This is a genomic window from Erythrobacter sp. WG, assembly GCF_026586795.1.
Classification (GTDB): domain Bacteria; phylum Pseudomonadota; class Alphaproteobacteria; order Sphingomonadales; family Sphingomonadaceae; genus Erythrobacter.
The window spans coordinates 45,078-71,295 of record NZ_JAPFGY010000018.1 but is presented as its reverse complement, the minus strand read 5'-3'; the positions used below and the strand labels follow the sequence as shown (position 1 = coordinate 71,295).

General features: G+C 68.4%; 20 protein-coding genes. 4 read left to right on the top strand and 16 right to left on the bottom strand.

Annotated features, from left to right (window positions below; genetic code table 11):
• Positions 1 to 721: hypothetical protein (locus tag OPU67_RS10605; protein ID WP_267619510.1), on the top strand; the 721-nt coding region annotated here is incomplete at its 5' end.
• Between the two features lie 13 nt (positions 722 to 734).
• Here OPU67_RS10605 and OPU67_RS10600 read toward each other — a convergent pair.
• The 11 genes from OPU67_RS10600 to OPU67_RS10550 all read right to left on the bottom strand — a co-directional run bounded on the left by OPU67_RS10600 (position 735) and on the right by OPU67_RS10550 (position 11,055).
• On the bottom strand, positions 735 to 2,045 hold the full coding sequence (locus tag OPU67_RS10600) for a radical SAM protein (protein ID WP_267619509.1): 1,311 nt from the start codon (positions 2,043 to 2,045) through the stop codon (positions 735 to 737).
• A 69-nt stretch (positions 2,046 to 2,114) separates the two neighbouring features.
• A complete protein-coding gene (locus OPU67_RS10595; RefSeq protein ID WP_267619508.1) occupies positions 2,115 to 2,360 on the bottom strand; it encodes a hypothetical protein in 246 nt (81 codons plus the stop codon).
• Entirely contained in the window at positions 2,357 to 2,518 is a 162-nt protein-coding gene (gene ccoS / locus OPU67_RS10590; RefSeq protein ID WP_267619507.1) for a cbb3-type cytochrome oxidase assembly protein CcoS, read from the bottom strand. The genes OPU67_RS10595 and ccoS overlap by 4 nt, the downstream gene beginning before the upstream one ends.
• On the bottom strand, positions 2,515 to 4,668 hold the full coding sequence (locus OPU67_RS10585; RefSeq protein WP_267619506.1) for a heavy metal translocating P-type ATPase: 2,154 nt from the start codon (positions 4,666 to 4,668) through the stop codon (positions 2,515 to 2,517). The genes ccoS and OPU67_RS10585 overlap by 4 nt, the downstream gene beginning before the upstream one ends.
• The gene (locus tag OPU67_RS10580) at positions 4,665 to 5,123 is read right to left on the bottom strand and encodes a FixH family protein (RefSeq protein WP_267619505.1); all 459 of its coding nucleotides are present in this window, start codon (positions 5,121 to 5,123) and stop codon (positions 4,665 to 4,667) included. The genes OPU67_RS10585 and OPU67_RS10580 overlap by 4 nt, the downstream gene beginning before the upstream one ends.
• On the bottom strand, positions 5,120 to 6,667 hold the full coding sequence (gene ccoG, locus OPU67_RS10575; RefSeq protein WP_267619504.1) for a cytochrome c oxidase accessory protein CcoG: 1,548 nt from the start codon (positions 6,665 to 6,667) through the stop codon (positions 5,120 to 5,122). The genes OPU67_RS10580 and ccoG overlap by 4 nt, the downstream gene beginning before the upstream one ends.
• The gene (gene ccoP / locus OPU67_RS10570; RefSeq protein ID WP_267619503.1) at positions 6,660 to 7,598 is read right to left on the bottom strand and encodes a cytochrome-c oxidase, cbb3-type subunit III; all 939 of its coding nucleotides are present in this window, start codon (positions 7,596 to 7,598) and stop codon (positions 6,660 to 6,662) included. The genes ccoG and ccoP overlap by 8 nt, the downstream gene beginning before the upstream one ends.
• Positions 7,588 to 7,752, bottom strand: coding sequence for a cbb3-type cytochrome oxidase subunit 3 (locus OPU67_RS10565; protein ID WP_267619502.1), 165 nt, complete (start codon positions 7,750 to 7,752; stop codon positions 7,588 to 7,590). Before OPU67_RS10565 ends, ccoP begins: the two co-directional genes overlap by 11 nt.
• On the bottom strand, positions 7,749 to 8,516 hold the full coding sequence (gene ccoO, locus OPU67_RS10560) for a cytochrome-c oxidase, cbb3-type subunit II (RefSeq protein ID WP_267619501.1): 768 nt from the start codon (positions 8,514 to 8,516) through the stop codon (positions 7,749 to 7,751). Before ccoO ends, OPU67_RS10565 begins: the two co-directional genes overlap by 4 nt.
• A 24-nt stretch (positions 8,517 to 8,540) precedes the next feature.
• Positions 8,541 to 10,205: a cytochrome-c oxidase, cbb3-type subunit I gene (gene ccoN / locus OPU67_RS10555; RefSeq protein WP_267619500.1), complete on the bottom strand. Its 1,665-nt coding sequence runs from the start codon at positions 10,203 to 10,205 to the stop codon at positions 8,541 to 8,543.
• A 76-nt stretch (positions 10,206 to 10,281) separates the two neighbouring features.
• The gene (locus OPU67_RS10550; RefSeq protein WP_267619499.1) at positions 10,282 to 11,055 is read right to left on the bottom strand and encodes a helix-turn-helix domain-containing protein; all 774 of its coding nucleotides are present in this window, start codon (positions 11,053 to 11,055) and stop codon (positions 10,282 to 10,284) included.
• Between the two features lie 147 nt (positions 11,056 to 11,202).
• Between OPU67_RS10550 and OPU67_RS10545 the strand changes: the two genes are divergently transcribed.
• Together OPU67_RS10545 and acs are read left to right on the top strand one after the other, a co-directional pair.
• Positions 11,203 to 11,883, top strand: a complete 681-nt coding sequence (locus tag OPU67_RS10545; protein WP_267619498.1) for an OmpW/AlkL family protein — start codon at positions 11,203 to 11,205, stop codon at positions 11,881 to 11,883.
• 264 nt (positions 11,884 to 12,147) lie between these two features.
• Positions 12,148 to 14,079 (top strand): acetate--CoA ligase, encoded by a 1,932-nt coding sequence (gene acs / locus OPU67_RS10540; protein ID WP_267619497.1) that lies wholly within the window; start codon positions 12,148 to 12,150, stop codon positions 14,077 to 14,079.
• A gap of 7 nt (positions 14,080 to 14,086) precedes the next feature.
• Here the strand turns inward: acs and OPU67_RS10535 are convergent, their stop codons facing one another.
• From OPU67_RS10535 to OPU67_RS10520, 4 genes are all read right to left on the bottom strand, one after another.
• Positions 14,087 to 14,521 carry an META domain-containing protein gene (locus OPU67_RS10535; RefSeq protein ID WP_267619496.1) on the bottom strand — a complete coding sequence of 145 codons (435 nt, stop codon included), beginning with the start codon at positions 14,519 to 14,521 and terminating at the stop codon, positions 14,087 to 14,089.
• Positions 14,522 to 14,667: 146 nt separating this feature from the next.
• A complete protein-coding gene (locus tag OPU67_RS10530) occupies positions 14,668 to 14,967 on the bottom strand; it encodes a hypothetical protein (RefSeq protein ID WP_267619495.1) in 300 nt (99 codons plus the stop codon).
• A 120-nt stretch (positions 14,968 to 15,087) separates the two neighbouring features.
• Complete coding sequence (locus OPU67_RS10525; RefSeq protein ID WP_267619494.1) at positions 15,088 to 17,940, bottom strand: M16 family metallopeptidase; 2,853 nt, start codon at positions 17,938 to 17,940, stop codon at positions 15,088 to 15,090.
• 45 nt (positions 17,941 to 17,985) lie between these two features.
• The gene (locus OPU67_RS10520) at positions 17,986 to 20,196 is read right to left on the bottom strand and encodes an acylase (RefSeq protein ID WP_267619493.1); all 2,211 of its coding nucleotides are present in this window, start codon (positions 20,194 to 20,196) and stop codon (positions 17,986 to 17,988) included.
• Positions 20,197 to 20,401: 205 nt separating this feature from the next.
• Here OPU67_RS10520 and clpB point away from each other — a divergent pair, with 205 nt between their 5' ends.
• Entirely contained in the window at positions 20,402 to 22,978 is a 2,577-nt protein-coding gene (gene clpB / locus OPU67_RS10515; protein ID WP_267619492.1) for an ATP-dependent chaperone ClpB, read from the top strand.
• A gap of 77 nt (positions 22,979 to 23,055) precedes the next feature.
• Here clpB and OPU67_RS10510 read toward each other — a convergent pair whose 3' ends face one another.
• The gene (locus tag OPU67_RS10510) at positions 23,056 to 26,163 is read right to left on the bottom strand and encodes a TonB-dependent receptor domain-containing protein (protein ID WP_267619491.1); all 3,108 of its coding nucleotides are present in this window, start codon (positions 26,161 to 26,163) and stop codon (positions 23,056 to 23,058) included.
• Between the last annotated feature and the right edge of the window lie 55 nt (positions 26,164 to 26,218).

Here is a 26,218-nt window from a genome sequence, read left to right as displayed (position 1 = left end):
CGCCGGCGAGGGCGAAGGCGGCGCGGGCGAAGGCGAGGGCGAAGGCGCCACCTCCGGCGGTGAGGGCGAGGGCGGCGTCGCGGTCGCCGATGCGGCGCGCGATCCGGTCGCCTACGGCATCGCGCTCGCGGTCGCCGAAGCGCACGTCGCTGCGGCCAAGGATGCCTATGCCGCAGGCAAGAAGGACGCCGCCGCCGAGATGTTCGCCCATCCGGTGAGCGAGGTGCTGCTCGAAATGGACCCGGTGTTCACCAAGCTCGGCGTCGCCGACGTGAAGCCGCTGTTCAGCGCCGCGTCGGACGCCGCGCTGGCCGGCAAGAGCGCCGCCGAGGTCAATGCCGCCCATGACCGGATCATCGCCGGCCTCGGCGCCGCCGCGCAGAAGGCGCCGAACAGCGGCGCGACTCCGGCCAAGGTCGCGACTGGCGTGATCGCCGACATGATCGAGCGCGCCAGCGCGATGTACCGCAGCCTCGCGCGGGAAGAGGGCTACGAGCCCTATCTCGACGGCTACGGCTTCAGCCGTGTCGCGGCGAGCCGCTTCGCCGCCTCGGGCGCGGCGATCAAGGCCGAGAACCCTGAGGCGCACGCGCGCATCAGCGAGGCGCTGGCGTTGCTCGCCAAGGCCTATCCCACTGCCACCCGTCCGGCCAAGCTGCCGGTCGAGGCGGGCGCCCTGTCCGGCGCCTCGGCCAAGGTCATGCTCGCCGCCGGAAGCTGAGCGGCGCGCCCGCTCAGATCGCGGAGCTGAACCGGCGGGGGGCGGCGGCGCGGTAGCTGTCGAACAGCGCGGCAATCACCCGCGCATAGGGCAGCCCCTCGGGCGCGATGGTCAGCCGCGCGCCATCGACAGCGGCGAGCCGGGCGGCGATGAAGGGCGCGAGCCGCTCGCCCGTCTCGGCCAGCAGGTCCGCCTCAAGCACCGCCTCGCCCCGGCACAGCAGCGCTGCGATCACCGCGCCGCGGCGCTGGTCCTCGGGCCCGCGGACGATCCCGTGGGTCGCCGACAGCCGCCCCTCGCCCGACAATTTGCGATAGCGCCCGGTGTGCTTGTCGTTCTGCGCGAGCAGGCCCGGAAAGCCGCTTACCGCGCTCGCGCCGAGGCCGATCAGCACCTCGGCGCGGTCATCGGTGAAGCCCTGGAAATTGCGCCGGAGGCTGCCCTGCCGCACCGCGCGCGCCATCGGATCGTGGGGCAGGGCGAAGTGGTCGAAACCGACCGCCGTGTAGCCTGCGTCCACCAGCGTGTCGTGCGCCTGCGCGGCCATCGCGAAGCGCGCCTGCGGGCCGGGCAGGGCGACCTCGGGGATCATCGACTGGCGCGGCACAAGGTGCGGCACGTGGGCATATCCGAACACCGCGACCCGGTCCGCGCCGAGCTTGCGGGTGTATTCGAGACTGTCCTCGAGATCCGCCTCGCTCTGGTGCGGCAGGCCGTACATGAGGTCGAAGTTCAAAGACGTGACGCCCGCGCCGCGCAGCCAGTCGACAGAGCGGCAGATCATCGTCAGCGACTGTTCGCGCCCGATCGCCTTCTGGCAATGCGCCGCGAAGGTCTGCACGCCGAGGCTCGCGCGGCTTACCCCGACGCCCGCGAGGACCTTGGCCCAGTCCGAGGTGAGGCTGCGCGGATCGAGTTCGATCGCGATGGCCGGCGAGCCCATCGGGAAATGCGCGTGGAGCGCCTCGACCAGCGCCAGGAACTCGCCGGTCTCGATGGCATTGGGGCTGCCCCCGCCGAACGCCACCCGGCGCACACGGGCGCCCGGGGGCAGAAGGCTGGCGACGGTGGCGATTTCCTGGTGGAGCGCGGCGAGATAGGTCTCAACCCGCGCGCGCTTGCCCGAGGCGCCGGTGTTGCAGCCGCAATAGAAGCAGATCTGCTCGCAGAAGGGGATGTGGAGGTAAAGCGACACGTCGCCGCTCGCCCCGGCGATGGCGCGCTCGATGGTGCCTTCCTCGAGCGGCCCGAAATCGGCGGCGGTGGGATAGCTGGTGTAGCGCGGCACCGGGGTGGCGAGCAGCTCGGGGTGATAGGTCCACATGATCGTCGCTCGCTCCTGGCTTCGCGGCAGGGGGGGCTGCTCGCGATTCAGGCGTAAGCGACCGGAGGCTCAAGCGTCTTTGCGCGAAATCAATTTGATCGACTTGTCCTCCCGGCAGGTCCCCGCGTGGCAGCCCTTGGGGTGGCAATCGCGGCGCTCGGCCGGCGCCTTGCCGGGCCCGAGCGGGATGGTGACGGTGCCACCGCCGCACATCGTCGCGGTGATCGTCGCGGGCCCGTCGCGCGGGGCGGGGGCGGGGCCGAGCATCACCGGCAGCAAGCTCGCCAGCGCGAGGGTCAGGACGGGGAGGCTCACGGCAGGCCCTCCCCCCAGTCGTCCTCGTCGATCAGGATGCGCCGCGCGGCGCCGTCGATGTCCTCGTACTGCCCGGCGCGCATCGACCACATGAAGGCGGCGAGGCCCGCAAGCCCCATGCCGAGCGCGATCGGGATGAGGAGCGCAAGCCCGGTCATGCGCGGCCCTCCCTGGCAAGGCGCAGCGAATTGGCGACCACCACCAGCGAGCTCACCGACATGGCGAGCGCGGCAAGAAGCGGCGTCACGAGGCCCATCAGCGCGAGCGGCACGGCGAGGAGGTTGTAGATGATCGAGAAGCCGAAGTTCTCGCGCACGATCCGCATGGTGCGCCGCGCGATGCGGACGGCAAGGGCGACGGGCATGAGCCCCTCGCCGATGAACACCGCATCGGCCGCCTGCTGGCTCGCGTCGGAGGCGGTGCCGGGCGCGATCGAGGCGTGGGCGGCGGCGAGCGCGGGGCCGTCGTTGAGGCCGTCGCCGACCATCAGCGGTCGGTGCCCCTGCGCCTTCAGCGCCTCCAGCGCGGCGAGCTTGGTCTGCGGGGTGGCCTCGGCCTCAGCGGCAAGGCCGAGCGCCGCCGCGATGGCACGGACAGGCCCGGCGCGGTCGCCCGAGAGGATGCTGGCGGGCAGCCCCTCGCGCGACAGGGCGGCGAGCGCCACGGCGGCGTCGGGACGCAGGGGATCGTGGAAGCGGATGATGTGGCGGGTATTCCCGATCCGCAAGCAGGTAGCGAGGAGGGGGCCCTCGGCTGCGCCTTCGGGAACCGCGCCCTCGAGCTTTTCGAGCGCCACCGGCAGACCGTTCCATCGGCCGGTCAGGCCCTCGCCCCCGGTCTCGCGGATGTCGTCGAGGCGCGCGGGCACGACGCCCTCCGGCAGCAGCGCGGCGACGAGGCCGCGACTGAGCGGATGGCGGCTCGTCTGGGCAAGGCCGAGGGCGATGCTCTTCGCCTCGGCATCGAGGCCGCCGATGTCGGCGCGGGGCTCGCCGAGGGTCAGCGTGCCGGTCTTGTCGAACAGCGCAACATCGCACTCGGCGAGGCGTTCAAGCGCGCTGCCGTCCTTGACCAGCAGGCCCCGGCGCAGCAGCGCGCCCGAGGCGACCACCTGCGCGGCGGGGACCGCGAGGCCCATCGCGCAGGGGCAGGTGATGATCAGCACGGCAATCGCGATGGTCAGCGAGGTGTGCCAGCCGGCGCCCGCGATCATCCACCCGGCGAAGGCGAGCGCCGCCAAGGAATGCACCACCGGCGCATAGAGCCGCGAGGCGCGGTCGGCGATGCGCACGTAGGTGCTCCGCGACTGCCCCGCCTCGTCCATCAGCCGCGCGATCTCGGCGAGCGCCGTGTCCTCGGCCACGTGGGTGAGGCGCACCGTGAGGGGGGCGGCAAGGTTGATCGCGCCCGCATGAACGGGCGCGCCCGGGCCCGCGGCCACGGGCGCGCTCTCGCCGGTGAGCATGGCGTTGTCGAGCGCGCTCGTGCCCTCGACGACCTCGCCGTCGGCGGCGAGCGCCTCCCCGGCGGCGACCAGCACCAGCATCCCGGGCCGAAGGTCACGGGCGGCCACCCGGCGGGTGCTTCCGTCGGGGGCGAGGACGCTCGCGCTCTTGCCCATCCGCCCCAGCAGCGCGCCGATCCCGGCGCGGGTCCGGTCGCGCATCGCGGCGTCGAGCGCGCGGCCGGCGAGCAGGAAGAACAGCAGCATCACGGCGCTGTCGAAGAAGGCATGGCGCCCGCCGGTGACGGTCTCGTAGAGCGAGAGGCAGGTCGCCAGGATCACGCCGATCGAGATCGGCACGTCCATGTTGGTGCGCCGGTGCTTCAGCGCCATCCACGCGCTCGCGAAGAAGGGCTGGCCCGCATAGGCGATCACCGGAAGGGCGATCACTGCGCTCAGCCAATGGAACAGCTCGCGGGTCGCCCCGTCCGCGCCCGACCAGACGCTGACCGAGAGCAGCATAACGTTCATCATCCCGAAGCCCGCCACGCCCAGCGCGCGGGTCAGCGCCTTGCGCTCCTTGCCGTCATCGGCGAGCGGGGCTTCGGCAACGGTCTGCGCCTCGAAACCGAGCCCGAGCAGCGCAGCGGCGAGGGCCCCCTCATCCAGCGCCGGATCGTGGGTGATCGCCACGCGCTTCGCCGAGAAGTTGGCGCGCGCCGCGGCGATACCGGGGCGCTTGGGCAACTCGCGCTCGATCCGGGCGATGCAGCCGGCGCATTTCATGCCCGGCACGGTGAAGCGCGTGGTCGCCAGCGGGGCGACCGGCGCGTCCTCGACGAGCCTGAGGGTGGGGGCGTTCATGGCAGCGCGCCTTCGCCCGCCCAGGCCTGCCCGCCGGCGCGGATCGCGATGCGCAGCTGCCAGCGCCCCGGGGCGAGCTTCTGCTCGGACACCCACACGCCCTCGCCGAAGGCCGAGAAGGTCAGCGCGGTTTCCTCGCGCGTGCCGAGCGGGCGTTCGGCGGTGGCGGTCACCACCGCGCCTGCGGGAACGCCGCGAGTCTCGACCACCACCCTCCCATCGGCCCGCTGGCGGGGCGCGGCCTGCCAGCCCAAGGCGTTCGAGGCGGCGGCCTGCTTCAGCCAGCCATTGTAGTGCTGGCTCGCGACATAGGAGTTGTCGACGACCGTGCCGTGGAAGCTTTCCACCGCCATCGTCGCCATGGTGAGGTTCACCGCAATGACGATGCCGAAGCCGCCGACGAAGATCGCCGCCATCCGCTTGCCGGTGAAAGGGTTTGTTGCGGCGTGGCTCACTGGTCGTCTCCCGGCATGGCGAAAGTGGTCTCGACCCGCGCGGTCTCGCCCTGCTCGTCGTCCGAGGTCAGGCGGAAGGCGAAGCCGTCGGCGTGGCTGCCCGGCGGCAGCATGACATAGGCGCGCAGCACCTGCGTCGCGTTGGCGGGGACGGTCACGGACTGCGCCCGCGCGGCGTTCTCGAGGCTCACCGCCTCGGTCCACATCACCGCGCCCGCCGGCAAACCCTCCAGAGCGAGAGTCATGGCGCGCGGGCGGGCCTCCATGTTCCTGAGGCGCAGCGTGTAGGCGTTCCTCACCGAGCCGTCCTTGAGCAGCATGAAGGGCGGATTGCGATCCTGCGCGACCGTCAGCCCGGTGTGCGCGCGGGTGCCGAGCGCGAACAGGAGCCCCGCGCCGATTGCGCTCCATACGCCGAGATAGACGAGGGTGCGAAACCGCAGCAGCGCCTTCCAGGCGGGCTGCGCAGGCGCGCCTGCCGCTTCGGCCTCGCATTGTTCGAGCGTCGCGTAGTCGATGAGGCCCCGCGGGCGGCCGACTTCGCGCATCACCCGGTCGCAGGCGTCAATGCAGAGGCCGCAGGTGATGCAGCCGATCTGCTGGCCGTTCCGGATGTCGACCCCCGTGGGGCACACCGCCACGCACAGCTGGCAGTCGATGCAGTCGCCATAGCGTTCGGGGTGCTTCGCCGCCTTCTTGAGGCTGCCGCGCTCCTCGCCGCGCCAGTCCTTGTAGGTGACGATCAGCGACTTCTCGTCGAGCATCGCCGTCTGGATGCGCGGCCAGGGGCACATGTAGATGCACACCTGTTCGCGCATGAAGCCGCCGAGCCAGAAGGTCGTGCCGGTGAGCACCGCCACCGTGGCATAGGCGACGGGCGCCGCCTCGCCGCTCCAGAAGTCGCGGGTGAGGGTGGGGGCATCGGCGAAATACATGATCCACGCGCCGCCGGTCCAGAAGGCGATGGCGAGGTAGACGCTCCACTTGGCGAGGCGGCGGACGGTCTTGGCGGCGGTCCACGGCGCGGCGTCGAGCTTCATGCGCGCATTGCGGTCGCCGTCGAAGAAGCGGTCGACGTGCTGGAAGACGTCAGTCCACACCGTCTGCGGGCAGGCATAGCCGCACCACGCGCGGCCCACGGCGGAGGTGACGAGGAACAGGCCGATCCCGGCCATGATGAGGAGGCCCGCGACGAAGTAGAATTCGTGCGGCCAGATCTCGATATCGAACATGTAGAAGCGGCGACCCGCAAGATCGACGAGCACCGCCTGGTCTGGGGCATAGGGGCCGCGGTCCCAGCGGATCCAGGGCAGCGCGTAGTAGATGGTCAGCGTGACGAGCATCACCGCCCACTTGAAGCGGCGTAAGGGGCCGTCGATGCGCTTGTTGTGGACCGTCTTGCCCTTCACGTAGAGATCGGTGCGCAGGAGATCGGGCTCGATCGCCTTGCGCGCCGTGCCCGCCTGGGTTCCGAGCGCCGCCGCCCAGTCGCGCTGTGGGCGCGCGTCAGGGGCGGGGCGCTCGAGCTGGTCGCTGTCAGCCATCGCTTTCGGCCTTCTTTGCGCTCGCCACGTCGGGTGCCGGCGCTTGCGGGGCTGCTGCTGCGGCGGCGGGGGCCGGGCCCTGACCGCCACCGCGAGAGTGGACGAAGGCGGCAAGCATCTTGATCGTGACCGGGTCGAGCCGGTCCTTCCACGCCGGCATCACGCCGTGGCGGGGATTGCCGACCTGGCGCTTGATGTCGGCGGCGCTCCCGCCGAACAGCCAGATCGCATCGTTGAGCGCGGGCACGCCCATCGCTGCCATGCCGCCGCCGCCGGGGCCGTGGCAGGCTGCGCAGTTGTCGGCATAGAGCTGCGCGCCGGCGGCGCTGGGCTTGCCCTTGCCGTTCAGCGATAGGACATGGCCGGCAATGGCGTCGAGCTCGGCGCTGTCCAGCATCCCGTCGAAGGCGGGCATGAGGTTGATGCGCGTCTCGGGCGCGGCGTCCCAGCGAACTCCGTGGGTGATGGTGGTCTGGATGTCGCTGAGCGTGCCGCCCCACAGCCAGTCGTCGTCGTTGAGGTTGGGGTAGCCCGGCGCGCCCGCCGCGCCGGCGCCGTGGCAGGCGGCGCAGTTGACCTTGAAGGCCGCCGCCCCGCCCGCGACCGCCGCCTGCATCAGCTGCGGATTGGCGGGGAGCGCCTCGATTGGCGTCGCGGCGATCTCGGCGCGGATGCCGGCGCGCGCGGCGTCGGCGGCGCGCATTTCCGCGGCGAGCTGCCCGCGGCTCGACCAGCCCAGCGTGCCGCCGGTCGCCCGGTCGATCATCGGCCAGGCCGGGTAGAGCACCACATAGACCGCCGCGAAGGCGATCGTCGCGTAGAAGGTGTAGAGCCACCAGCGCGGCAGGGGCGTGTTCAGTTCCTCGATGCCGTCCCATTCGTGGCCGACGGTCTCGGTGCCGGTGGGCTCGTCGATGCGCTTATTGGCCATGGTCGTCTTCCTTGAAAATCGAGAGCTTGGCATCGCTCCTGTAGGTCCGCGCGGCGGGGCGGAAGTGCCACAGGCACAGCACCAGGTAGAGCACGCAGATCATCGCCAGCGCGTAGCTGTCGGCAAAGTGCCTGAGGGCGGTGTAGAGGCTCATCGTCCCTCGCTCCCCTTGGTGAGTTCCTCCTGCGCGGCGGCGCTGTTCACGTCGACCAGCGTGCCGAGCATCTGGAGGTAGGCGACCAGCGCATCCATCTCGGTCACCCGCGTGGGATCACCGTCGAAGTCGCGGATCTGCGCCTTGGGGTAGCGGGTCGCGAGGTCGCCGGCGTCGGCCTCGGGATCGGCCTGGGCGTTGAGGTCCTGCGCCGCCTTGGCGATGTCGTCGTCCGTATAGGGCACGCCCACGCGCTTCAGGGCGGTGAGGCTGGCGGCCGGGTCGGCGACCTTGAGATCGGTCTCGGCGAGGAAGGCGTAGCTCGGCATGATGCTCTGCGGCACCACCGCGCGCGGCGCCTTCAGGTGATCGACGTGCCAGGCATCCGAATAGCGCCCGCCGACGCGCGCCAAGTCGGGCCCGGTGCGCTTGCTCCCCCACTGGAAGGGGTGGTCGTACATCGATTCCGCAGCGAGGCTGTAATGCCCGTAGCGCTCCACCTCGTCGCGGAACGGGCGGATCATCTGGCTGTGGCAGACGTAGCACCCCTCGCGGATGTAGATGTCGCGCCCGGCCTGCTCGAGCGGGGTGTAGGGGCGCATTCCATCCACCTTCTCGATCGTGTTGTCGACCCAGAACAGCGGGGCGATCTCGACGATCCCGCCGACCGCCACCACAGCGAGCGTGCAGGCGGCGAGCAGGGTGACGTTCTTCTCGAGCTTCTTGTGGCCCTCGAAGGCACCGGTGTTTGCAGTGTTGCTCATGATGGGTGTCCTTGCGGCCGGCGCCTATTCGGCGGGCTCGGGGGAGGGCTGGAAGATCGGGCGGTCGGCTTGCGGCTGGTGCGGGGTGTCGCCCATCGGGGCTTCCTCGCGTAAGGCACCGGCGATGGTCATGGCGATGTTCCAGGCCATGACGAGCGCGCCTGTGAGGTACATGAGGCCCCCCACCATGCGCAGCGCATACATCGGGTGGAGCGCGGCGACGGTGTCGACGAAGCTGTTCACCAGGTAGCCGTCCGCGCCGTATTCGCGCCACATCAGCCCCTGAGTGATCCCCGCCACCCACATCGAGGAGGCGTAGAAGACGATCCCCAGCGTCGCGAGCCAGAAGTGCCAGTTGATCATCCGCAAGCTGTAGAGCCGCTCGCGGTTCCACAGGCGCGGCGTCAGGTAGTAGACGCAGGCGAAGGTGATCATCCCGTTCCACCCCAGCGCGCCCGAGTGCACGTGGCCGATGGTCCAGTCGGTGTAGTGCGAGAGCGAGTTCACCGCCTTGATCGACAGCATCGGCCCTTCGAAGGTGCTCATCCCGTAGAAGGCGAGCGCGAGGACCATCATGCGGATGATCGGATCGGTGCGCACCTTGTCCCACGCGCCGTTCAGGGTCATCAGCCCGTTGATCATCCCGCCCCAGCTGGGCATCCACAGCATCACCGAAAACACCATGCCCAGCGTCTGCGCCCAGTCGGGGAGCGCGGTGTAGTGCAGGTGGTGCGGGCCCGCCCAAATGTAGAGGAAGATCAGCGACCAGAAGTGGATGATCGACAGGCGGTAGGAATAGACCGGCCGCCCGGCCTGCTTGGGGACGAAGTAATACATCATCGCGAGGAAGCCGGCGGTGAGGAAGAAGCCCACCGCGTTATGGCCGTACCACCACTGGGTCAGCGCATCCTGCACGCCCGAGAAGGCGGAATAGCTTTTGGCGCCCAGCAGGCTCACCGGCATGGCGAGGTTGTTCACCACGTGGAGCATCGCGATCGTCAGGATGAAGGCGAGGAAGAACCAGTTGGCGACGTAGATGTGCGGCTCGTGGCGCTTCAGGATCGTGCCGACGAAGACCGCGGCATAGGCGAGCCACACGATCGTCAGCCACAGGTCGACATACCATTCGGGCTCGGCATATTCCTTGCCTTGGCCGATGCCGAGCACGTAGCCGGTCGCGGCGAGCACGATGAACAGCTGGTAGCCCCAGAACACGAAGCGCGCGACGCCCGGCAGCGCCAGCGTGGTGCGGCAGGTGCGCTGGACCACATAGAAGCTGGTGCACAGCAGCGCATTGCCGCCGAAGGCGAAGATCACCGCGCTGGTGTGCAGCGGGCGGATGCGGCCGAAGTTCAAGTAGGGTTCGAGGTTCAGCCACGGCCAGGCGAGCTGCGCGGCGATGAACACGCCGACCAGAAGCCCGACCACGCCCCAGAACATCGTCGCGATCACGCCCCAGCGGATCACGTCGTCATCGTAGCGCGACGGCCCCGGCGGCATCCGGAACAGGCTCTGGGCGCGCGCCACCGGGTCATAGGTGGTAAGCGTCGCCACGATCAGGATGACCGCGACGAGGCCGACGATCCCCATGTGGATGGCAAAGCCCGCGTCGGGCGTGAGCGCGATGGCGGCGATGCTGGCGATGAGGACGAACGCCCACACTCCCAGCCGCCTGACGACTGTTTCCATGATGTTTTTCCCTTCCGTCGGCGCCCATTCTATCGCGCCGCTAGACCCCGTGTGTTTGACCGAAATCAAATTCGCGTCAGATTTTGCCGGGCTCTTCCCTGGCGCCGCGCCCCGCGATCCGGGCGAGCGCGCCGACATCCGACAGCGCCACGCCCGAACGCCCCTCGGTCGTCACCAGCCCCGCCTCGCGCAGTTCGGTAAGCTGGCGGCTGACGGTTTCGATGGTGAGGCCCAGCGAGTCGCCGATGTCGCGGCGGCTCATCGGCAGGGCGAAGGTGCAGGGACCCTCGGTCTGCCCGGCCAGCCGCTCGGCCATCGAGACGAGGAAATCGGCGATCCGCGCAGCTGCCGACTTGTGCCCGATCTGCATCATCCGGGTCTGCGTGCGGTGGACGGCCTGAAGGCTGCGCGTCAGCACCGAACGCAGCACCACCGGATCGGCTTGCGCTGCATCGAGAAAGCGGTCGGCCGGAAAGATCACGAGATCGCACGGGGTCAGCGCGACGAGGCGCAGCCCGCCCCACGCCTCGGTCTCGCTCCAGCGCAGCACCGAGACGAGATCGCCCGCGAAGTGGAAGGCGAGCACCTGCCCGCCCGGCGGCGCCGCCGTGCCGGCGGCCGCGGCGTGCGGCGCAACAAGCTTGGCCGATCCGCTCGCGATCCATACCAGCCGGTCCTCGTGGCGGTCGGGCGGAAGCTCCTCTCCGCGTTCGCGGTGCAGGCCCGTTCCGATCGCGCAGAGCCGGTCCGCGACCGCGCCCTCGCCGGTGCCCGGCGGCAGCGCGGCGCGGAACGCCGCGAGCGAGATCGCGGGCCCGGTGCCGGGAGTGGAGGGACTGAGCGTCGCCATGATGTAGCCGGGAATGGTCGACGCGCGGCCAAAGGTCTTTGATCCCGATCAATGAGGCGCCCGGCGATCCGCGGTTATCCGCCCCGTCACAGGCAGCAAGAACCCTGGGCCGGTTGGCGGCCACTGCTGCGTGAAGAGGACGGGACAATGAAGACGATACTGATGCTCGGCGGCGCCGCGATGGCGCTGGCCGCGACCCCTGCGCTCGCCCAGGACGCGCCCGACCGGGCGGGCCACGTGCAGGTGAAGCTGCTCGGCACCTATGTGGCGCCTGACGGCAAGATCGAGGCGATCAACGTCAACCTGCCGCGCCTGCCGGCGACGACCCAGACGAAGGCGAACGACAATGTGACGCCGACGATCGCGATCGAGTATTTCGTGTCGAACAATGTCTCGATCGAGACCATCGCCGGGATCACCCAGCACGATGTCGATGCGACGGCGGGCGTGCCGGCTGGGGCGGAACTGGTCGCCGATGCCAAGCTGATCCCGGCCACGGTGACGGTGAAGTATCACTTCGATCTGGGCGGCGTGAAGCCCTATGTCGGTGCGGGGCCCGCGCTGTTCCTGTGGGTCGCCGACGATCCGGGCGCGGCGACGCTCCCGCTGGGGGTGACGCGCACGACCCTTTCGAACGAGGTCGGCGCGGCGCTCCAGGCCGGGCTGGACGTGCCGATCGGCGACAAGGGGCTGGGCCTCAGCGTCGACGTGAAGCGCTACTTCATCGGCACCACCGCGCGCTGGTTCGCCGGCAACACGCTGGCGATCGAGACCGAGCACAAGCTCGATCCGTGGCTGATCAGCGCCGGGCTCAGCTACCGCTTCTGAGCCTTGTGCGCGGCAGCGCCCCGCCGGCCCGGTCGCGGCCGGCGGGGCGCTTTGCGTCAGGGGGATGCTTGCCGGCGCAAAGGTGGCGCCAGACCCCCCTTTGCCCTCCTCCAGACCCCCTCCAGACCCCCCTCAGACCCGCCCCAGGGGGTGCGCAGAACCGATGTTTCACGTGAAACATATCGGCGCGGCATAAGACCTTTGTCCCAAAGCGCACCCCTGATAGCCTGCGCTAGAAGGGGCCTGAAAAAAGGGAGAGTCGAGATGATCCACGCCGTCGAAAGACCCGAGGCGCACACCCCCACCCACTGCACGCCCGAACAGTACGCGCAGATGTACCGCCAGTCGGTGGAGGAGCCCGGCGCCTTCTGGCTCGACCAAGCGCGGCGGTTGGATTGGTCGCGCTTTCCGAGCGTGGGGGGCGACTGGTCCTACGGTCCGGTGGCGATCCGCTGGTTCGAGGACGGCCAGCTCAACCTGTGCCACAACGCGGTCGACCGGCATCTGGCTGACCACGCCGACCGCACGGCGCTGATCTTCGAGGCCGACGATCCCGCCGCCCCGGCGCGCAGCCTCACCTATGCCGAGCTCCACCGCGAGGTGGTGCGGATGGCCAACGCGATGAAATCGCTGGGTGTTTCCAAGGGAGACCGGGTGACGATCTACTTGCCGATGATCCTCGAAGGCGTGGTCGCGATGCTCGCCTGCGCACGGCTGGGCGCGGTCCATTCGGTGGTGTTCGGCGGCTTCTCCCCCGAAGCGCTCGCCGGGCGGATCGAGGACTGCGGCAGCCGCTTCGTCGTCACCGCCGACGAGGGGCTGCGCGGCGGCAGGCACGTGCCCCTGAAGGCCAATGTCGATGCCGCGTTGGATCTTGCGGTGCACGAAACCAACGTCGAGGCCGTGCTGGTGGTCCGCCACACCGGCGGCGAGGTCGCGATGCGCGAGGGCCGCGACCATTGGTTCGAGGATGTCGCGCACGACGCCGATTGCCCCTGCGAGGTGATGGCCGCGGAGGACCCGCTGTTCATCCTCTACACCTCCGGCTCCACGGGCAAGCCCAAGGGCGTCCTCCACACCACCGGCGGCTACGGCGTGTGGACCGCGACGACCTTCCATTATATCTTTGATTATCAGCCGGGTGAGGTGTTCTGGTGCACCGCTGATATCGGCTGGGTGACCGGGCATTCCTATGTGGTCTACGGCCCGCTCATCAACGCGGCGACCGCGGTGGTGTTCGAAGGCGTGCCCAATTACCCCGATCACGGGCGCTTCTGGGACGTGGTCGACAAGCACCAGGTCAGCATCATCTACACAGCCCCCACCGCGATCCGCGCCCTGATGCGCGAAGGCGATCAGCACGTTACGAGCCGCAGCCGCGCTTCGCTGCGGCTGCTGGGCAGCGTCGGCGAGCCGATCAATCCTGAGGCCTGGCGTTGGTATTTCGACGTGGTGGGCGAAGGCCGCTGCCCGATCATCGACACCTGGTGGCAGACCGAAACCGGCGGCTGCATGATCACCACGCTCCCCGGCGCGCACGACATGAAGCCGGGGAGCGCAGGCCTGCCGTTCTTCGGTATCCGCCCGCAACTGGTTGATAACGAAGGCGCTGTGCTGGAAGGCGCGACCGAGGGGAACCTGTGCATCACCCACAGCTGGCCCGGCCAGGCCCGCACCGTCTACGGCGATCACGACCGCTTCGTGCAGACCTACTTCTCCACCTATGCCGGCAAGTACTTCACCGGCGACGGCTGCAAGCGCGACGAGGACGGCTACTACTGGATCACCGGCCGGGTCGACGACGTCATCAACGTCTCGGGCCACCGCATGGGGACGGCCGAGGTCGAGAGCGCGCTGGTGCTGCACCCCAAGGTCGCCGAGGCCGCGGTGGTCGGCTATCCGCACGATCTCAAGGGGCAGGGCATCTACTGCTACGTCACGCTCAACGCCGGCGAGCAGGGCACCGACGCGCTGCTCGCGGAGCTGAAGGCGCACGTCAGGAAGGAGATCGGCCCGATCGCCACGCCGGATGTGATCCACTTCACGGATGGCCTGCCCAAGACCCGCTCGGGCAAGATCATGCGCCGCATCCTCAGGAAGATCGCCGAGAACGACTTCGGATCATTGGGCGACACCTCGACCCTCGCCGATCCCTCGCTGGTCGATCGGCTGATCGAGGGGCGCGCGAACCGCTGAGCGCGCCCTAGTCCACGTTAACGAAGGTGAGGCGCGCGTCCGGCGCCTCGATCACCAGTTTGCGGCCATCCGATGAGCGGCTGAAGCGTTGCGCCAAGCCCAGCGCGCTCGCCAGCTGGTTGCCGAAGCTGGGCTCCGGGCATATCATCCGGGTGCTCGCGACGGGGCCGAAAGTGATCGTGCTCGCCCCGTCGCGCGGCTGGCCTGCGATCCAGGTGGTGCGGCCCCGGTTGCAGTCGAGCTTCACCTGCGCCGCGCCCTCCTCGCCGAAAGCCAGCGTGTGGCGCGCCTGCTGTTCCGGGTTGAGGGCGGTGGTGCTGCCCGAGGCGTCGATCGACACAAGCTGCCACTGCGAACCGGTCAGGGGGTGGCTTGCAGGCACGGTAACGCAGGCTCCGAGCAAGAGGGTTGCGGTGCTGGCGGCGGCGATAGTGGTCTTCATGGCGGGTCGTCTCCCCCGGTGGCGAACTCGCCTGAGTGATACAGGACAATGCTGAACGCAGGCAATCCGGCCGCCCGGTGCAGCGCGCGAAAAAGCCGCCGGAGCACGAACTCCGGCGGCTTTTCGTGCCTCTCAGGGAGAGCCGATCAGGCCTCGCGGGTACCCGACAGCGGCATTGCGCCAAACGCGCCCGCGTTGACCGAGCCGGTCAGCGTGTCGCCGTCGATGGTCGCTTCGCAATCGAGCGTCATCGGCATCGGCACGACCATGTTCATCTGCCACTTGATGGTGTTGCCTTCGACCTTGCCGTCGGTGATGTCCATCGAGCCGAGGCTGCCGACCATCGAGCCGGTGAAGCTGTCGCCATCGGGCACGACCTTGAGCGTGCCGGTCTGGTCGCCCATCGGGCTCTTGACGGTGGTCTTGTAGGTACCTGCAACGGACATATCCAACTCCCTTGGGTTACGTGCAGGCCTCCGGCGACCCGGCACTTGGTTGGCGCTATTTACACCGCTGTCAGCGCGCTTCAACCGGAATCCGGTTCAAGCGCGCCCACATGGCGATGATCACTCGCTCTCCATCTCGCGCTGCTCGATCGGCAGGCCGAGCGGTTCGAGCTGGGCGCGCACCTTTGCGGCATCGCCGACCACCACCCAGACGAAGCTGTCGGGATTGATCGCGGCGCGGGCTGCAGCGTCGAGGCTGGCGGCGGTCTGCTTGGCGTAAATCCCGGCGAGCTTCTCCTGATAATCGTCCGGCCGGCCGAACAGCGCATTGCTCTGCATCGCGCCAAGCACCGCCGGCGAGGTCTCGAACCGGCCCGGCAGCGCGCCGACCTCCGAGGCGATGTTGCGCTCGAGCTCCTCGGGCGTCACGCCCTTGACGGTCAGGAACTCCTTGGTCTCGCGGATCATCTCGGCGAGCGATTCTCCGGTGCGGTCGGCCTGCACGGGGGCCGAGACGTTGTAGAGCACCGCATTCTCGCGCGCCGAGGTGCCGCCGCGCACGCCATAGCTCCAGCCCTTGGTCTCGCGCAGGTTCATATTGAGCCGCGAGAGGAAGTTGCCGCCCAGCGAGTTGTTGGCGCTGTTGAAGGCGATGAAGGCATCTTCGCCGGCCTTGAGCGGGGTGATCTGCGCCCCGACGATCACGCTCTGCGGCGAGTTGGGCCGGTTGACGAGGATGATGCGGTTGCCCTTCGTCGCGCCCGTCGCGGCGAACTGCTTGGTGCCCTTGGGCGCGGCGGGTGCCTTCCAGTCGCCGAAAGCGGCGTTCAGCGACTTGACCACTTCGGCAAGCGGCTTGTCCGAAATGACGAAGACCTCGCCGTTGTCGGGGCGGATCCAGCGGTCCTTGAAGGCGACGAGGTCATCGCGGGCGATCGCCGAGACACTCTTCACCGTGCTCACCCCGCCATAGGGGCTGTTGGCGAAGACCTCGGGCGTGAGGGTGCGCTGGGCGATGCCCTGCGGCGAGCGCATCGACTGGCGGATGCCGGTGAGGGTCTGGTTGCGGACCCGCTCGATATCGGCCGGGTTGAAGGCCGGCTCGCGGATCACCTGCCGCAGCAGGTCGAGCGAGGGGGCGAGGTTGGCCGTCAGCGCCGAGAGGGTGAAGGTCGAACGGTCGTCGCTGCCGGCGGCCGAGATATCGGAGCCTAGCCGCTCGCCTGCCTCGGCGATCGCTTGCGAGGTCAGCTTCGCGGTGCCTTCGTCGAACAGCCCCATGGCGAGCGACTGGAGGCCGGCCTTGTCCGCGGGATCGGCTGCGGACCCGGCATTGAAGCTCATCGCCACATAGGTCGCCGGCACCGCGGTGCGGCGCGCATAGGTGACCTTCATCCCGTTCTTGAGCGTCGCGCGCTCGAGCGTCGGGAAGTCGAGCTTCGCCTCACCTGCGAGGGCGGGCTTGGGCCGCTCGACGCTCACGGTCAGCGTTTCGGCCGAACGATCGCGCGCCGAGGCGTTGGCGTCCGCCTTGGCGACCGAGGCGGCCTCCTCGTAGGTCGCATCGCGCGCGCCCGGCTGGAGGACGAGGGTGAAGGCCGGGCGGTTCAGCCAGCGCGCCATGGTGTCGCGCACCTCGGCCGGGGTGACTTTGGCGAGGCGATCGAGGTCCTTGGCGTAGAAGGCGGTGTCGCCCGCCAGCACCTTGCCCTGCGCGAGCGCCACGGCCTTGCCGCCGAAGCCGCCGACCTGTTCGAGCCCGCGAATGATCTGCGCGGCATTGCTGGTCGCGGCGCGGCGCACCTCGTCCTCGGTCGGGCCCTTGGCGATGAAGTCGGCGATCACCTCGTCGAGGCGCTTCTCGAGCACCGCCTGATCGACGCCCGGCCGCAGCACCGCCGTGACCGTCACCGCGCCGACGCGCTGTAAGTCGAAGGTGCCGGCCGAGACCTGCACGGCGAGCTGTTCGTTGCGGACCAGGATCTCGTCGAGCCGGCTCGAGGCGAGACCGCCGAGAATCTCTGCGCCCATCGCAAGGCCGGTGCGGTCCTTGTCGGTGATGCCGGGCACCGGCCAGTACTTCTGCACCACGGTCGCGGCGACCTGGTCCTTCATGATCGTGCGCGCCGGGGCGGCGAGGGTCGGCACGGCGGCCTGCGCCGGATTGTTCACCGGCCCGCGCGCGATCGGGCCGAAATACTTCTCGACCAGCGGGCGCGCCTCGGCAGGCGAGATGTCGCCGGCCAGCACCAGGGTCGCGTTGTTGGGGCCGTACTTGTCGCGGAACCAGGTCTTCACGTCCTCGAGCGAGGCGCTGTCGAGGTCGGCCATCGAGCCGATCACGTTGTGGCGATAGGGGTGGCCTTCGGGGAAGAGCTGCTTCAGCACCTCGTAGAACACGAGGCCGCCGGGCTGGTTGTCGCCCTGGCGCTTCTCGTTCTGCACCACCCCGCGCTGGTTATCGAGCTTCTCCTGGGTGATCGCGCCGAGCAGGTAGCCCATGCGGTCGCTCTCCAGCCACAGCGCGCGCTCGAGCGCCGGGCGGGGGACGGTCTGGAAGTAGTTGGTGCGGTCGAAATTGGTGGTGCCGTTGTAATCGGTCGCGCCGATCTCGGCGAGGTACTGGAAGTAGTCCTGCGGCGCGTTTTCCGAGCCGTTGAACATCAGGTGCTCGAAGAGGTGCGCAAAGCCGGTCTTGCCGGCGGGCTCGTCCTTCGAACCGACATTGTACCACACGGCGACGCCGACGATCGGCGCCTTGCGATCCTCGTGGACGATCACCGTGAGGCCGTTCGCGAGCTGGAACTCCTCGTAGGGGATCTGCACCTGCTTGACGAGCGAGGGCAGGTCGGCGGTGGCCTGCGGGCCGGCGGGCGCGGCGGCGGGCTTGGTCTGCGCAGCGGCGGGCGCAAAGGGCGCGGCGAGCGCAAGGGCGATGGCCGAAAGGCTGGCAGCGGCAAAACGGTGGGTCATTGACGAAGGCTCCGGTGGCTGAATCGGATAAGGAGGAGGCGCCTCTCAGCGCGCGTTGGTGACGGTGGTTCGCCGCGTGCTGCTGGCTTGCGCCAGCAGATCATCGCGCCAGAAGTGGACGGGCTTCAGCCCGTGTTCGACGAAAAGCTTCATCTGGTCGGTGTAATGCGGGTTGCGCGGCCGGGTGGTCGCCGCGCCGTAGGGCTGGACCGAACGCGAGACCACGCGCGCGCCGGGCGCCCATTCGATCCACATGATGAAGCTGTCCCCGTGCTTGAGGTTGAGCCGACCGTCGGGGTCGACATCCCATGTGGTCGCCGCCCGCAGCGTGTCCGATCCGCCGTCCATCGGCAGGTCGATCTTGCCCTGCCTCAGGCGCAGCAGATCGCCCATCGGCGGGTCGAGGCGGCCGAAGTGGGTCATCAGATGGTCGCTCGCCGCCTGCAGCTTCTCGGCGACGTCGGGGAACGGCTTGTTGTTGTAATCGGCCGCCATGAAATCGCGGATCATCAGGAGCGCGATGGAATCGGCGGCACCCTTGCCGTCGGCGTCGAAGTCCCACGACCGCAAGAGATCGCGCGCCGTGCCGAGCGGCCCGCCTGCCGGCATCCGGTCGAGCGCATCGAACAGCCGCGCGACATAGCCTTCGCGCGCATAACCGGTGTCGTACTTGATGCGGGTCAGCGCCGCGCGGTCGAGCACGCCAGCCTGCGAGAGCAGGGCATAGGCGCGGCGCGAGCGGTTGGTCTGCTTGAGCTCGATCCCCATCGCCGGCGCGAAGCGGGCTGGATTAAGGTCGCTGCCCTCGCCAGCGGCGGTGAAGGGCGTGTTGTTCGAATTGTAGAGCCACCCACTTGCCGGGTTCACGATCTGCGGCAGGGCGACGAAGGCGACGTGGCCCTGCCAGATCAGGTCGGAGCGGTTCCCCGGCAGCACGCCGCGCCAGTTCGCCTGCACGTTCTGCGGCCGGTCGGGGATCGCGGCGTTGTAGACGAAGGCGATGGTGCCCTTCTTGTCGGCATAGATGAAGTTGGTCGAAGGGATGGCGAGGCGGGACAGCTGCCCCTGCCATTCCGCGTAAGTCTTCGCCTTGTTGAGCCGGTAATAGGCATCGAGCTGCTGCAACGCGCCGATCCCGCCGTAGCGGATGGCGAAGGCGCCGTCCTTGTTCTTGATGACCGGGCCGTGGACCGAGCGCAGCACCTCGCGGCGGATCGGAAGGACGAGCGGGCCGAGCTTCACCGGAAGCGTGACCGTGCGGCTCTCGAGCGGTCTCCATTTGCCGTCGAGCCTGTAACGCGTGCCGGTATCGTCGAGCTCCAGCTTGTAGACGTCGATCATGTCCGGCGTGTTGACCGTGTTGGTCCATCCCAGATGCTCGTTATGGCCGAGGAAGGGGTAGGGGGAGCCGGGGAAGTTGGCGCCCGCGAAGTGCCAGCCTTCGCCGCTTTCGACGACCAACTCGTACCACGCGACCCCGCCGCGATAGGGTTGGTGCGAATTGGAAACGAGGGTCGTCGTCCCGCCGCCCTTCTGCGGCGCGACGGCAAAGGCATTGGAGCCGAGGTGTTCGGCATCCTCGCCGGTCGGGAGAACCAGCATGCGCGCCTGCCTCGGCGCCGCCGCCGCGACGGGGTCGGCGCCGGGCAGAGGCGGCCTCGGGAAGCCGGGGATGTCCGGACCGTGCTCGCGGCGCAGCGGCTCGCCCGACACGAGGGGGCCGATCACGGAATCGAGGCCGAAGAAGAATGGTTGGCGCAGCGCGAAGCCCGCCGCCACGTCGGTACCGTTGACGGGGAAGAGGTTCGCCAGCTTGACCTCGGCCGGGTGGTCTTTCGCATATTGGTTGAGCCCTGCGGCATAGGCCTCGAACAGGGCGCGGGTGTCGGCGGGCAGCTTGGGATACTCGCGCTCCGCCGTGCCGCGTGCGTCGAGGAGGTGGTAGGCGAAGTCGATCTTCGCGCCGTCCTCCCCCGCGATGGCGCCGTAGCGACCGCGCGCCATGGCGACGACGTCCTGGAGGGTGAAGAAATCGTCCTCGGCATGGGCGATGGCGACCCCGTATGCGACGTCCGCGTCGGTCTTGCCGTAGATGTGCGGCACGCCCCATTCGTCGCGGACGATCTCGGCGCTGTAGGTGCCGCCCGGCGCACGCGCGGCGGATCGCGCGAGGAACGGCTCCCATGTGGCGAGCGCCGCCACCGCGAGCACGAGCACGCCCACCAGCGCCACAGCGCCGTACTTCAGCCAGTTCATCCGGGATTCTCTCCAACCCTGTGGCGCTTCAATCGCTTGGCGTCCGCGCAAGGTCAAGCACGGCAGTGCCCCCTTGCGGCGGGATGCTGGCGAGCCCACCTATCTGACTAATACACCTTGGCGTATAAATTTTGTCGGGGCGGGGCTTGTGTTGCTAAAGTGCAACACTATTTCCGGGCGGCAACCATTGGAGGGGTTGGACCAGATGAATCTCGAAAAATTCACCGACCGGGCGAAGGGCTTCCTGCAAGCCGCGCAGACGGTCGCGATCCGGATGAACCACCAGCGCATCACGCCGCTGCACATCGCCAAGGCGCTGCTCGAGGACAGCGAGGGCATGGCCGCCGGGCTGATCCAGCGCGCCGGGGGCGACGCCCCGCTCGCGGCGACTGCCATCGATGCGGGCCTTTCGAAAATTCCGGCAGTGACCGGCAGCGGTGCCCAGGCGACGCCGGGGCTCGACAACGATGCCGTGCGGCTGCTGGACCAGTCCGAGCAGCTTGCTGACAAGGCGGGCGACAGCTACGTCACCGTAGAGCGCCTGTTGACCGCGCTTGCCCTGTCGCAAGGCGCCGCTGGCGAGGCCCTGAAGGCCGCCAGGGTCAGCCCGCAGGCTCTCAACACCGCCATCGAACAGTTGCGCGGCGGCAGGAAGGCGGATTCCGCGGGTGCCGAGAGCACCTATGACGCCATGCAGAAATTCGCGCGCGACCTGACGAAGGCGGCGCGCGACGGCAAGCTCGATCCGGTGATCGGCCGCGACGAGGAGATCCGCCGCACCATCCAGATCCTCGCCCGCCGCACCAAGAACAACCCGGCGCTGATCGGCGAGCCCGGCACCGGCAAGACCGCGATTGCCGAAGGCCTCGCGCTGCGGATCGCCAACGGCGACGTTCCCGACAGCCTCAAGGGCCGAACCCTCATGAGCCTCGACATGGGCGCGCTGATCGCCGGGGCGAAGTACCGCGGCGAGTTCGAGGAGCGGCTCAAGTCCGTGCTCGACGAGGTCAAGCATGCCGAGGGCCAGATCATTCTTTTCATTGATGAAATGCACACCCTGATCGGGGCGGGGGCGAGCGAAGGCTCGATGGATGCCTCGAACCTGCTGAAACCCGCCTTGTCGCGCGGCGAACTGCACTGCATCGGCGCCACCACGCTCGACGAGTATCAGAAATACGTCGAGAAGGACCCCGCGCTCCAGCGGCGGTTCCAGCCGGTGTTCATCGCCGAACCCACGGTCGAGGACACGATCTCGATCCTGCGCGGCATCAAGGACAAGTACGAGCTCCACCACGGCGTGCGCATCACCGATGGCGCGATCGTCGCCGCCGCGAAGCTCTCCGACCGCTACATCCAGAACCGCTTCCTCCCCGACAAGGCGATCGACCTGATGGACGAGGCCGCGAGTCGCATCCGCATGGAGGTGGAGAGCAAGCCCGAGGAGATCGAGGCGCTCGACCGGCGGATCATCCAGCTCAAGATCGAGGAACAGGCGCTCCAGAAGGAGACCGACCGGAATTCGAAGGATCGGCTGGTTGCGCTGCGCGAGGACCTCGCCAATCTGGAACAGCAATCGGCGGAACTCACCACCCGCTGGCAGAACGAGCGCGACAAGATCGCGGCCGAAGGCAAGATCAAGGAAGCGCTCGACGCCGCGCGGCTGGAGCTGGACCAGGCCCAGCGCGAAGGCGACCTCGCAAAGGCCGGGGAGCTTTCCTACGGGCGCATCCCCGAACTGGAGCGGCAGCTCACCGAAGCGCAGGGCCAGGCCGCCAACGCGATGCTGCGCGAGGAGGTGACCGAAGAGGACATTGCCAGCGTCGTCAGCCGCTGGACGGGCGTTCCGGTCGACAAGATGATGGAGGGCGAGCGCGAAAAGCTGCTGGCGATGGAGGAAATCCTCGGCAAGCGGGTGATCGGCCAGTCGCAGGCGATTGAGGCCGTGTCGAAGGCCGTTCGCCGCGCGCGGGCCGGTCTGCAAGACCCCGGTCGGCCCTTGGGCTCCTTCCTGTTCTTGGGCCCCACCGGTGTCGGCAAGACTGAGCTCACCAAGGCGCTCGCCGGCTTCCTGTTCGACGACGACAGCGCGATGGTGCGGATCGACATGAGCGAGTTCATGGAGAAGCACGCCGTCGCTCGCCTGATCGGCGCGCCTCCGGGCTATGTGGGCTATGAAGAGGGCGGGGTGCTGACCGAGGCGGTGCGCCGCCGCCCCTATCAGGTGGTGCTGTTCGACGAGGTCGAGAAGGCGCATTCCGATGTCTTCAACGTGCTGCTCCAGGTGCTCGATGACGGGCGCCTGACCGACGGGCAGGGCCGGGTGGTGGATTTTGCCAACACGCTGATCATCCTCACCAGCAACCTCGGCAGCCAATATCTCGCCAACCTGCCCGACGGGGCCGAGGTCGCCAGCGTCGAGAAGGACGTGATGGACGTGGTGCGCGGGCATTTCCGGCCCGAATTCCTCAACCGTCTGGACGAGATCATCCTGTTCCACCGCTTGGGGCAGGAGCACATGGCGCCGATCGTCGAGATCCAGGTCAAGCGGGTGCAGAAGCTGCTGGCGGATCGCAAGATCACGCTCGACCTCACCGATGCCGCACTGCGCTGGCTCGGCCGGGTGGGCTACGATCCGGTCTACGGCGCCCGGCCGCTGAAGCGTGCGGTGCAGCGCTACCTTCAGGACCCGCTCGCCGAGATGCTGCTCGAAGGGCGGCTTTCCGATGGCAGCACGCTGAAGATCGATGAGGGCGACGGGGCGCTTACGATGACGGTCGCCTGACGCCGCGCTCCTGCTGAAATGCGAAAGGCCCCGGTCTCCCGGGGCCTTTCCTGTGCTTCGGTGTGCGACGCGGTCGGTCAGAATTCCTTGCTGACGCTCACCGAGAAGCGGCGGCCGATATCGTCGTTGATTGAGCCCGGGATGATGAAGCCAAAGTACCCTTGGCCGATCCGGTCGAACAGGTTGGTGACTGCGATGTTGAGACGGAAGTTGTCCGCGGTCCGGAAGAAGATGTTCGCGTTCACCGTGACGAAGTCGTCGTACTGGTCGAACTCGCGCGTGTCGTTGGGGCTCGGCCCGCGGTTGAAGCGCGAGATCAGCTGCTCACCCGTGTAGTTGACATAGGTGCCGAAGCCCCACCGATCCGCCGAGTAGACGACCCGAGCCTGGCCGGAGAACTCTGGATCGCCGACGATACCGTCCGAACGCTGCGGCGCAACCCCAGTGATGTCGTCTACCCGCCGGCGCACGTAAAGCATATCGCCTCCGAGCCGCAGCGCGCCGCCGATCCCCAGTCCCGAGAGGCTGGTGACATAGTCCACCGCCCCGGTGATCCCCTGGAACTTGATCTGCTGACCGTTGACGAAGCCGGTCCGCACCGCCGGATTGGTGGGGGTGTTCGGGATCTGCCCGTCCGCACCGAAGCCAAGCGCGTTGCAGAAGGTGTTGCCGTTGAGGGGATTGTCGAGGTCGAAGTTGGGGTTGTCGAAGCACCCGCGCGCCAGATCGTCAGAATCCAGGCTCGCGATCGGGCCCGAAATCTTGATGTTGACGTAATCGGCGGTGATCGTGAGGCCCCGCACGAAGCGCGGTCGGATGATCGTGCCGAAGGTGTAGCTGTCCGCCTTCTCGTTCTCGAGGTTCGGATTGCCACCGGACAGGCCCGCGACCGAAGCCTGCGCCGCGAGCAGCGTGTAGGTGGCCGAGTTGTTGCCGGTCGCCTGCAGGAAGGCGTTGCAGTTGCGGCTGCGAATGTCGGGCGCGGGTCCGGCGTTGCGGGCCTGCGCCGTGCACAGGTCCGTGGGGCGCTCGAATGTCGGGCTCTGCGGCAGGAAGAGCTCGGTGATCGCCGGTGCGCGGAACGAGCGGGTGAAGTTGCCGCGCAGGCCGATGTCGGGGAGGATCTCGATCTTCCCGCCTGCAGCCCAGGAGGTGAACCCGCCGTTGACGGTGTTGTCGACGTAGCGAATGCGGCCGAACACCTCCGCCGAGTTGATCAGCGGCACCCCGTTCTCCGGCGAAACCAGCGGGACGAGCACTTCGCCGAACACTTCGTCGACGTTGTAGCGTCCGCGGGTCGGGGCGATCGCCGCGCCGCGGCCGCCGCCGTTCTGCGTGAAGCTCGACGGCGTGAAGCTCGCCTTCTCGTCACGGTGCTCGTAGCCGATGTTGAAGGCGACCGGGCCGGCCCACAGGTCGAACAGATCGCCGCCCACGTTGGCGTTGAAGACGTATTGCCGGATGTTCGCGGCTTCGATCGTGTCTTCCCGGATATAGGCGAGCGCCTCGGGGCTTGCAGCGCGGAAGCCGAAGAGGTTTAGCGGCACGCAGTTGGCATCCGCGATCGGCTGGACAGGCTGGTCCGGCGCGACCGGCACCGGCGGCGTGGCGGTGCACACCGGCCCGTTCGGTCCTTGGGTGAAGCTCACCGCATTGATGAAGCGCTGCTGGTTTATGTTCTGCTGGAAGTTGTCGATCCTGTTGGTGCCGTAGTTGAAGCTCGCCTCGTAGTTGAGCGAACGGCCGAACGCGCCGAAGTCCCCGCGCACGCCCACCACGCCGCGCTTCAACTCGGTCTCGGAGCGGGCGCCGTTGTCGAACAGGTCCTCGTTCGAGCGCGACACGTTGAAGGTGTCAAAGCCTTGGCCGAGCAGGAAGGCGCGCGTTGCGGGCGAGATGAACGGCGTCGTGGCGGTGTCGAAGGTCAGGCCGCCGCTGGTGTCGGGATCGAAGACGAAGGTGTTGAACGAGGGGTTGTTGCCTTCCTCCTTCGAGCGCGCCTTGTAGTAGAGCCCTTCGAAGAACAACTCGACCCCGTCGGTGATCTCGTAGGAGGCAAAGCCGTTGACGGTAAAGCGCTTCAGATCAGAGGTCAGGTTTGTCTGGTCGACCGTGTTGTAGGTGTTGCCGCCCGACTGGAAGAACCCGGTCAGCTGGGTGCCGGGCTCGGTCGGGATCAGGTTCCCGCCCTCGCCGAACTGAAAGCCGATGAGGTCGAAGTCGGGGCTGAGGATCACGCCGCTCTGCGACAGGAACGGCGAACGCAGGTCGCGGAAGAGGATGCGTGCCGGAATGCCGTCATTGGCGCCGGTGTTGCAGCCGATGTTGGGGTTGACCCGCCCGTCGTTGATCGGTGTGGTGGTGCCCGCCGTTGTGCAGTTGTTGAGGAAGCCGAGATTGTCGCGCTGGTGCTTGCGCCTGGTGGCGCGTAGCCCGTCCGCCTTGTCGTAGGCGACCGCGAGGGTGACGTTGCCGCGGCCCTCGTCGAAGTTCCTGCCAGCAACGCCGCTGACATTGTAGTTGAACGTGTCGCCACGGCTGGTGATGCCGCTCGTCGCGTTGAGCGTGAGGCCTTCGTAGCGGTTCTTGAGGATGATGTTGACCGTCCCCGCAATCGCGTCGGAGCCGTAGACCGGCGCGCCGCCGACCGAAACGTTGTCGATGCGATCGACCAGCACGCTGGGGATGATGTTGAGATCGACCTGCACGCCCGCGCCACCGGGGCCGAACAGCGAGGGCAGGTTCGAGGACACGACGCGGCGGCCGTTGACCAGCGTCAGCGTGCGGTTCGAGCCGAGGCCGAAGGTGTTGATGAAGTTCACCCCGTTGCCGAACGAGGACTGCACGCCGCGGGGTGTGACGCTGCCACGGAACTGGGGAAGTTCGTTGAGTGCGTCGCCGACGTTGGTCAGGTTGCGATCACGGAAGTACTCGTCCGAGATCGACAGGGTGGGCTCGAGGCCGACCAGCTCCGGCCGCCGGATGCGCGAACCGGTGACGGTGATCGCTCCGCCTTCGGCCGTCGTGCCTTCTGCACTGGTTTGTTGCTCGTCGACCGTCGGGGCGGCGGCGTCTTCGGGGGGGACCTGTACTTGCCCGGTCTGCGCCACGGCAGGGAAGGCGAGGGCGAGGGCCGCAAGGCCGACGCCGGCTCGCAGGCTCGGGGCTGCAGGAAGGAATGACATCGCAGAAACCTCTCAGTTCTCATCAAGTGCGCAAAGGCCGGGCCGACTGTTCCGG

Excerpts from the sequence above, each read along its gene's own strand:
- ccoG (WP_267619504.1), bottom strand. The coding sequence starts at position 6,667 with ATGGCTGACAGCGACCAGCTCGAGCGCCCCGCCCCTGACGCGCGCCCA.
- ccoP (WP_267619503.1), bottom strand. The coding sequence starts at position 7,598 with ATGGCCAATAAGCGCATCGACGAGCCCACCGGCACCGAGACCGTCGGC.
- OPU67_RS10530 (WP_267619495.1), bottom strand. The coding sequence starts at position 14,967 with ATGTCCGTTGCAGGTACCTACAAGACCACCGTCAAGAGCCCGATGGGC.
- ccoS (WP_267619507.1), bottom strand. The coding sequence starts at position 2,518 with ATGACCGGGCTTGCGCTCCTCATCCCGATCGCGCTCGGCATGGGGCTT.
- OPU67_RS10585 (WP_267619506.1), bottom strand. The coding sequence starts at position 4,668 with ATGAACGCCCCCACCCTCAGGCTCGTCGAGGACGCGCCGGTCGCCCCG.
- OPU67_RS10545 (WP_267619498.1), top strand. The coding sequence starts at position 11,203 with ATGAAGACGATACTGATGCTCGGCGGCGCCGCGATGGCGCTGGCCGCG.
- OPU67_RS10550 (WP_267619499.1), bottom strand. The coding sequence starts at position 11,055 with ATGGCGACGCTCAGTCCCTCCACTCCCGGCACCGGGCCCGCGATCTCG.
- acs (WP_267619497.1), top strand. The coding sequence starts at position 12,148 with ATGATCCACGCCGTCGAAAGACCCGAGGCGCACACCCCCACCCACTGC.
- OPU67_RS10520 (WP_267619493.1), bottom strand. The coding sequence starts at position 20,196 with ATGAACTGGCTGAAGTACGGCGCTGTGGCGCTGGTGGGCGTGCTCGTG.
- OPU67_RS10600 (WP_267619509.1), bottom strand. The coding sequence starts at position 2,045 with ATGTGGACCTATCACCCCGAGCTGCTCGCCACCCCGGTGCCGCGCTAC.
- OPU67_RS10535 (WP_267619496.1), bottom strand. The coding sequence starts at position 14,521 with ATGAAGACCACTATCGCCGCCGCCAGCACCGCAACCCTCTTGCTCGGA.
- ccoO (WP_267619501.1), bottom strand. The coding sequence starts at position 8,516 with ATGAGCAACACTGCAAACACCGGTGCCTTCGAGGGCCACAAGAAGCTC.
- OPU67_RS10510 (WP_267619491.1), bottom strand. The coding sequence starts at position 26,163 with ATGTCATTCCTTCCTGCAGCCCCGAGCCTGCGAGCCGGCGTCGGCCTT.
- OPU67_RS10525 (WP_267619494.1), bottom strand. The coding sequence starts at position 17,940 with ATGACCCACCGTTTTGCCGCTGCCAGCCTTTCGGCCATCGCCCTTGCG.
- ccoN (WP_267619500.1), bottom strand. The coding sequence starts at position 10,205 with ATGGAAACAGTCGTCAGGCGGCTGGGAGTGTGGGCGTTCGTCCTCATC.
- OPU67_RS10565 (WP_267619502.1), bottom strand. The coding sequence starts at position 7,752 with ATGAGCCTCTACACCGCCCTCAGGCACTTTGCCGACAGCTACGCGCTG.
- clpB (WP_267619492.1), top strand. The coding sequence starts at position 20,402 with ATGAATCTCGAAAAATTCACCGACCGGGCGAAGGGCTTCCTGCAAGCC.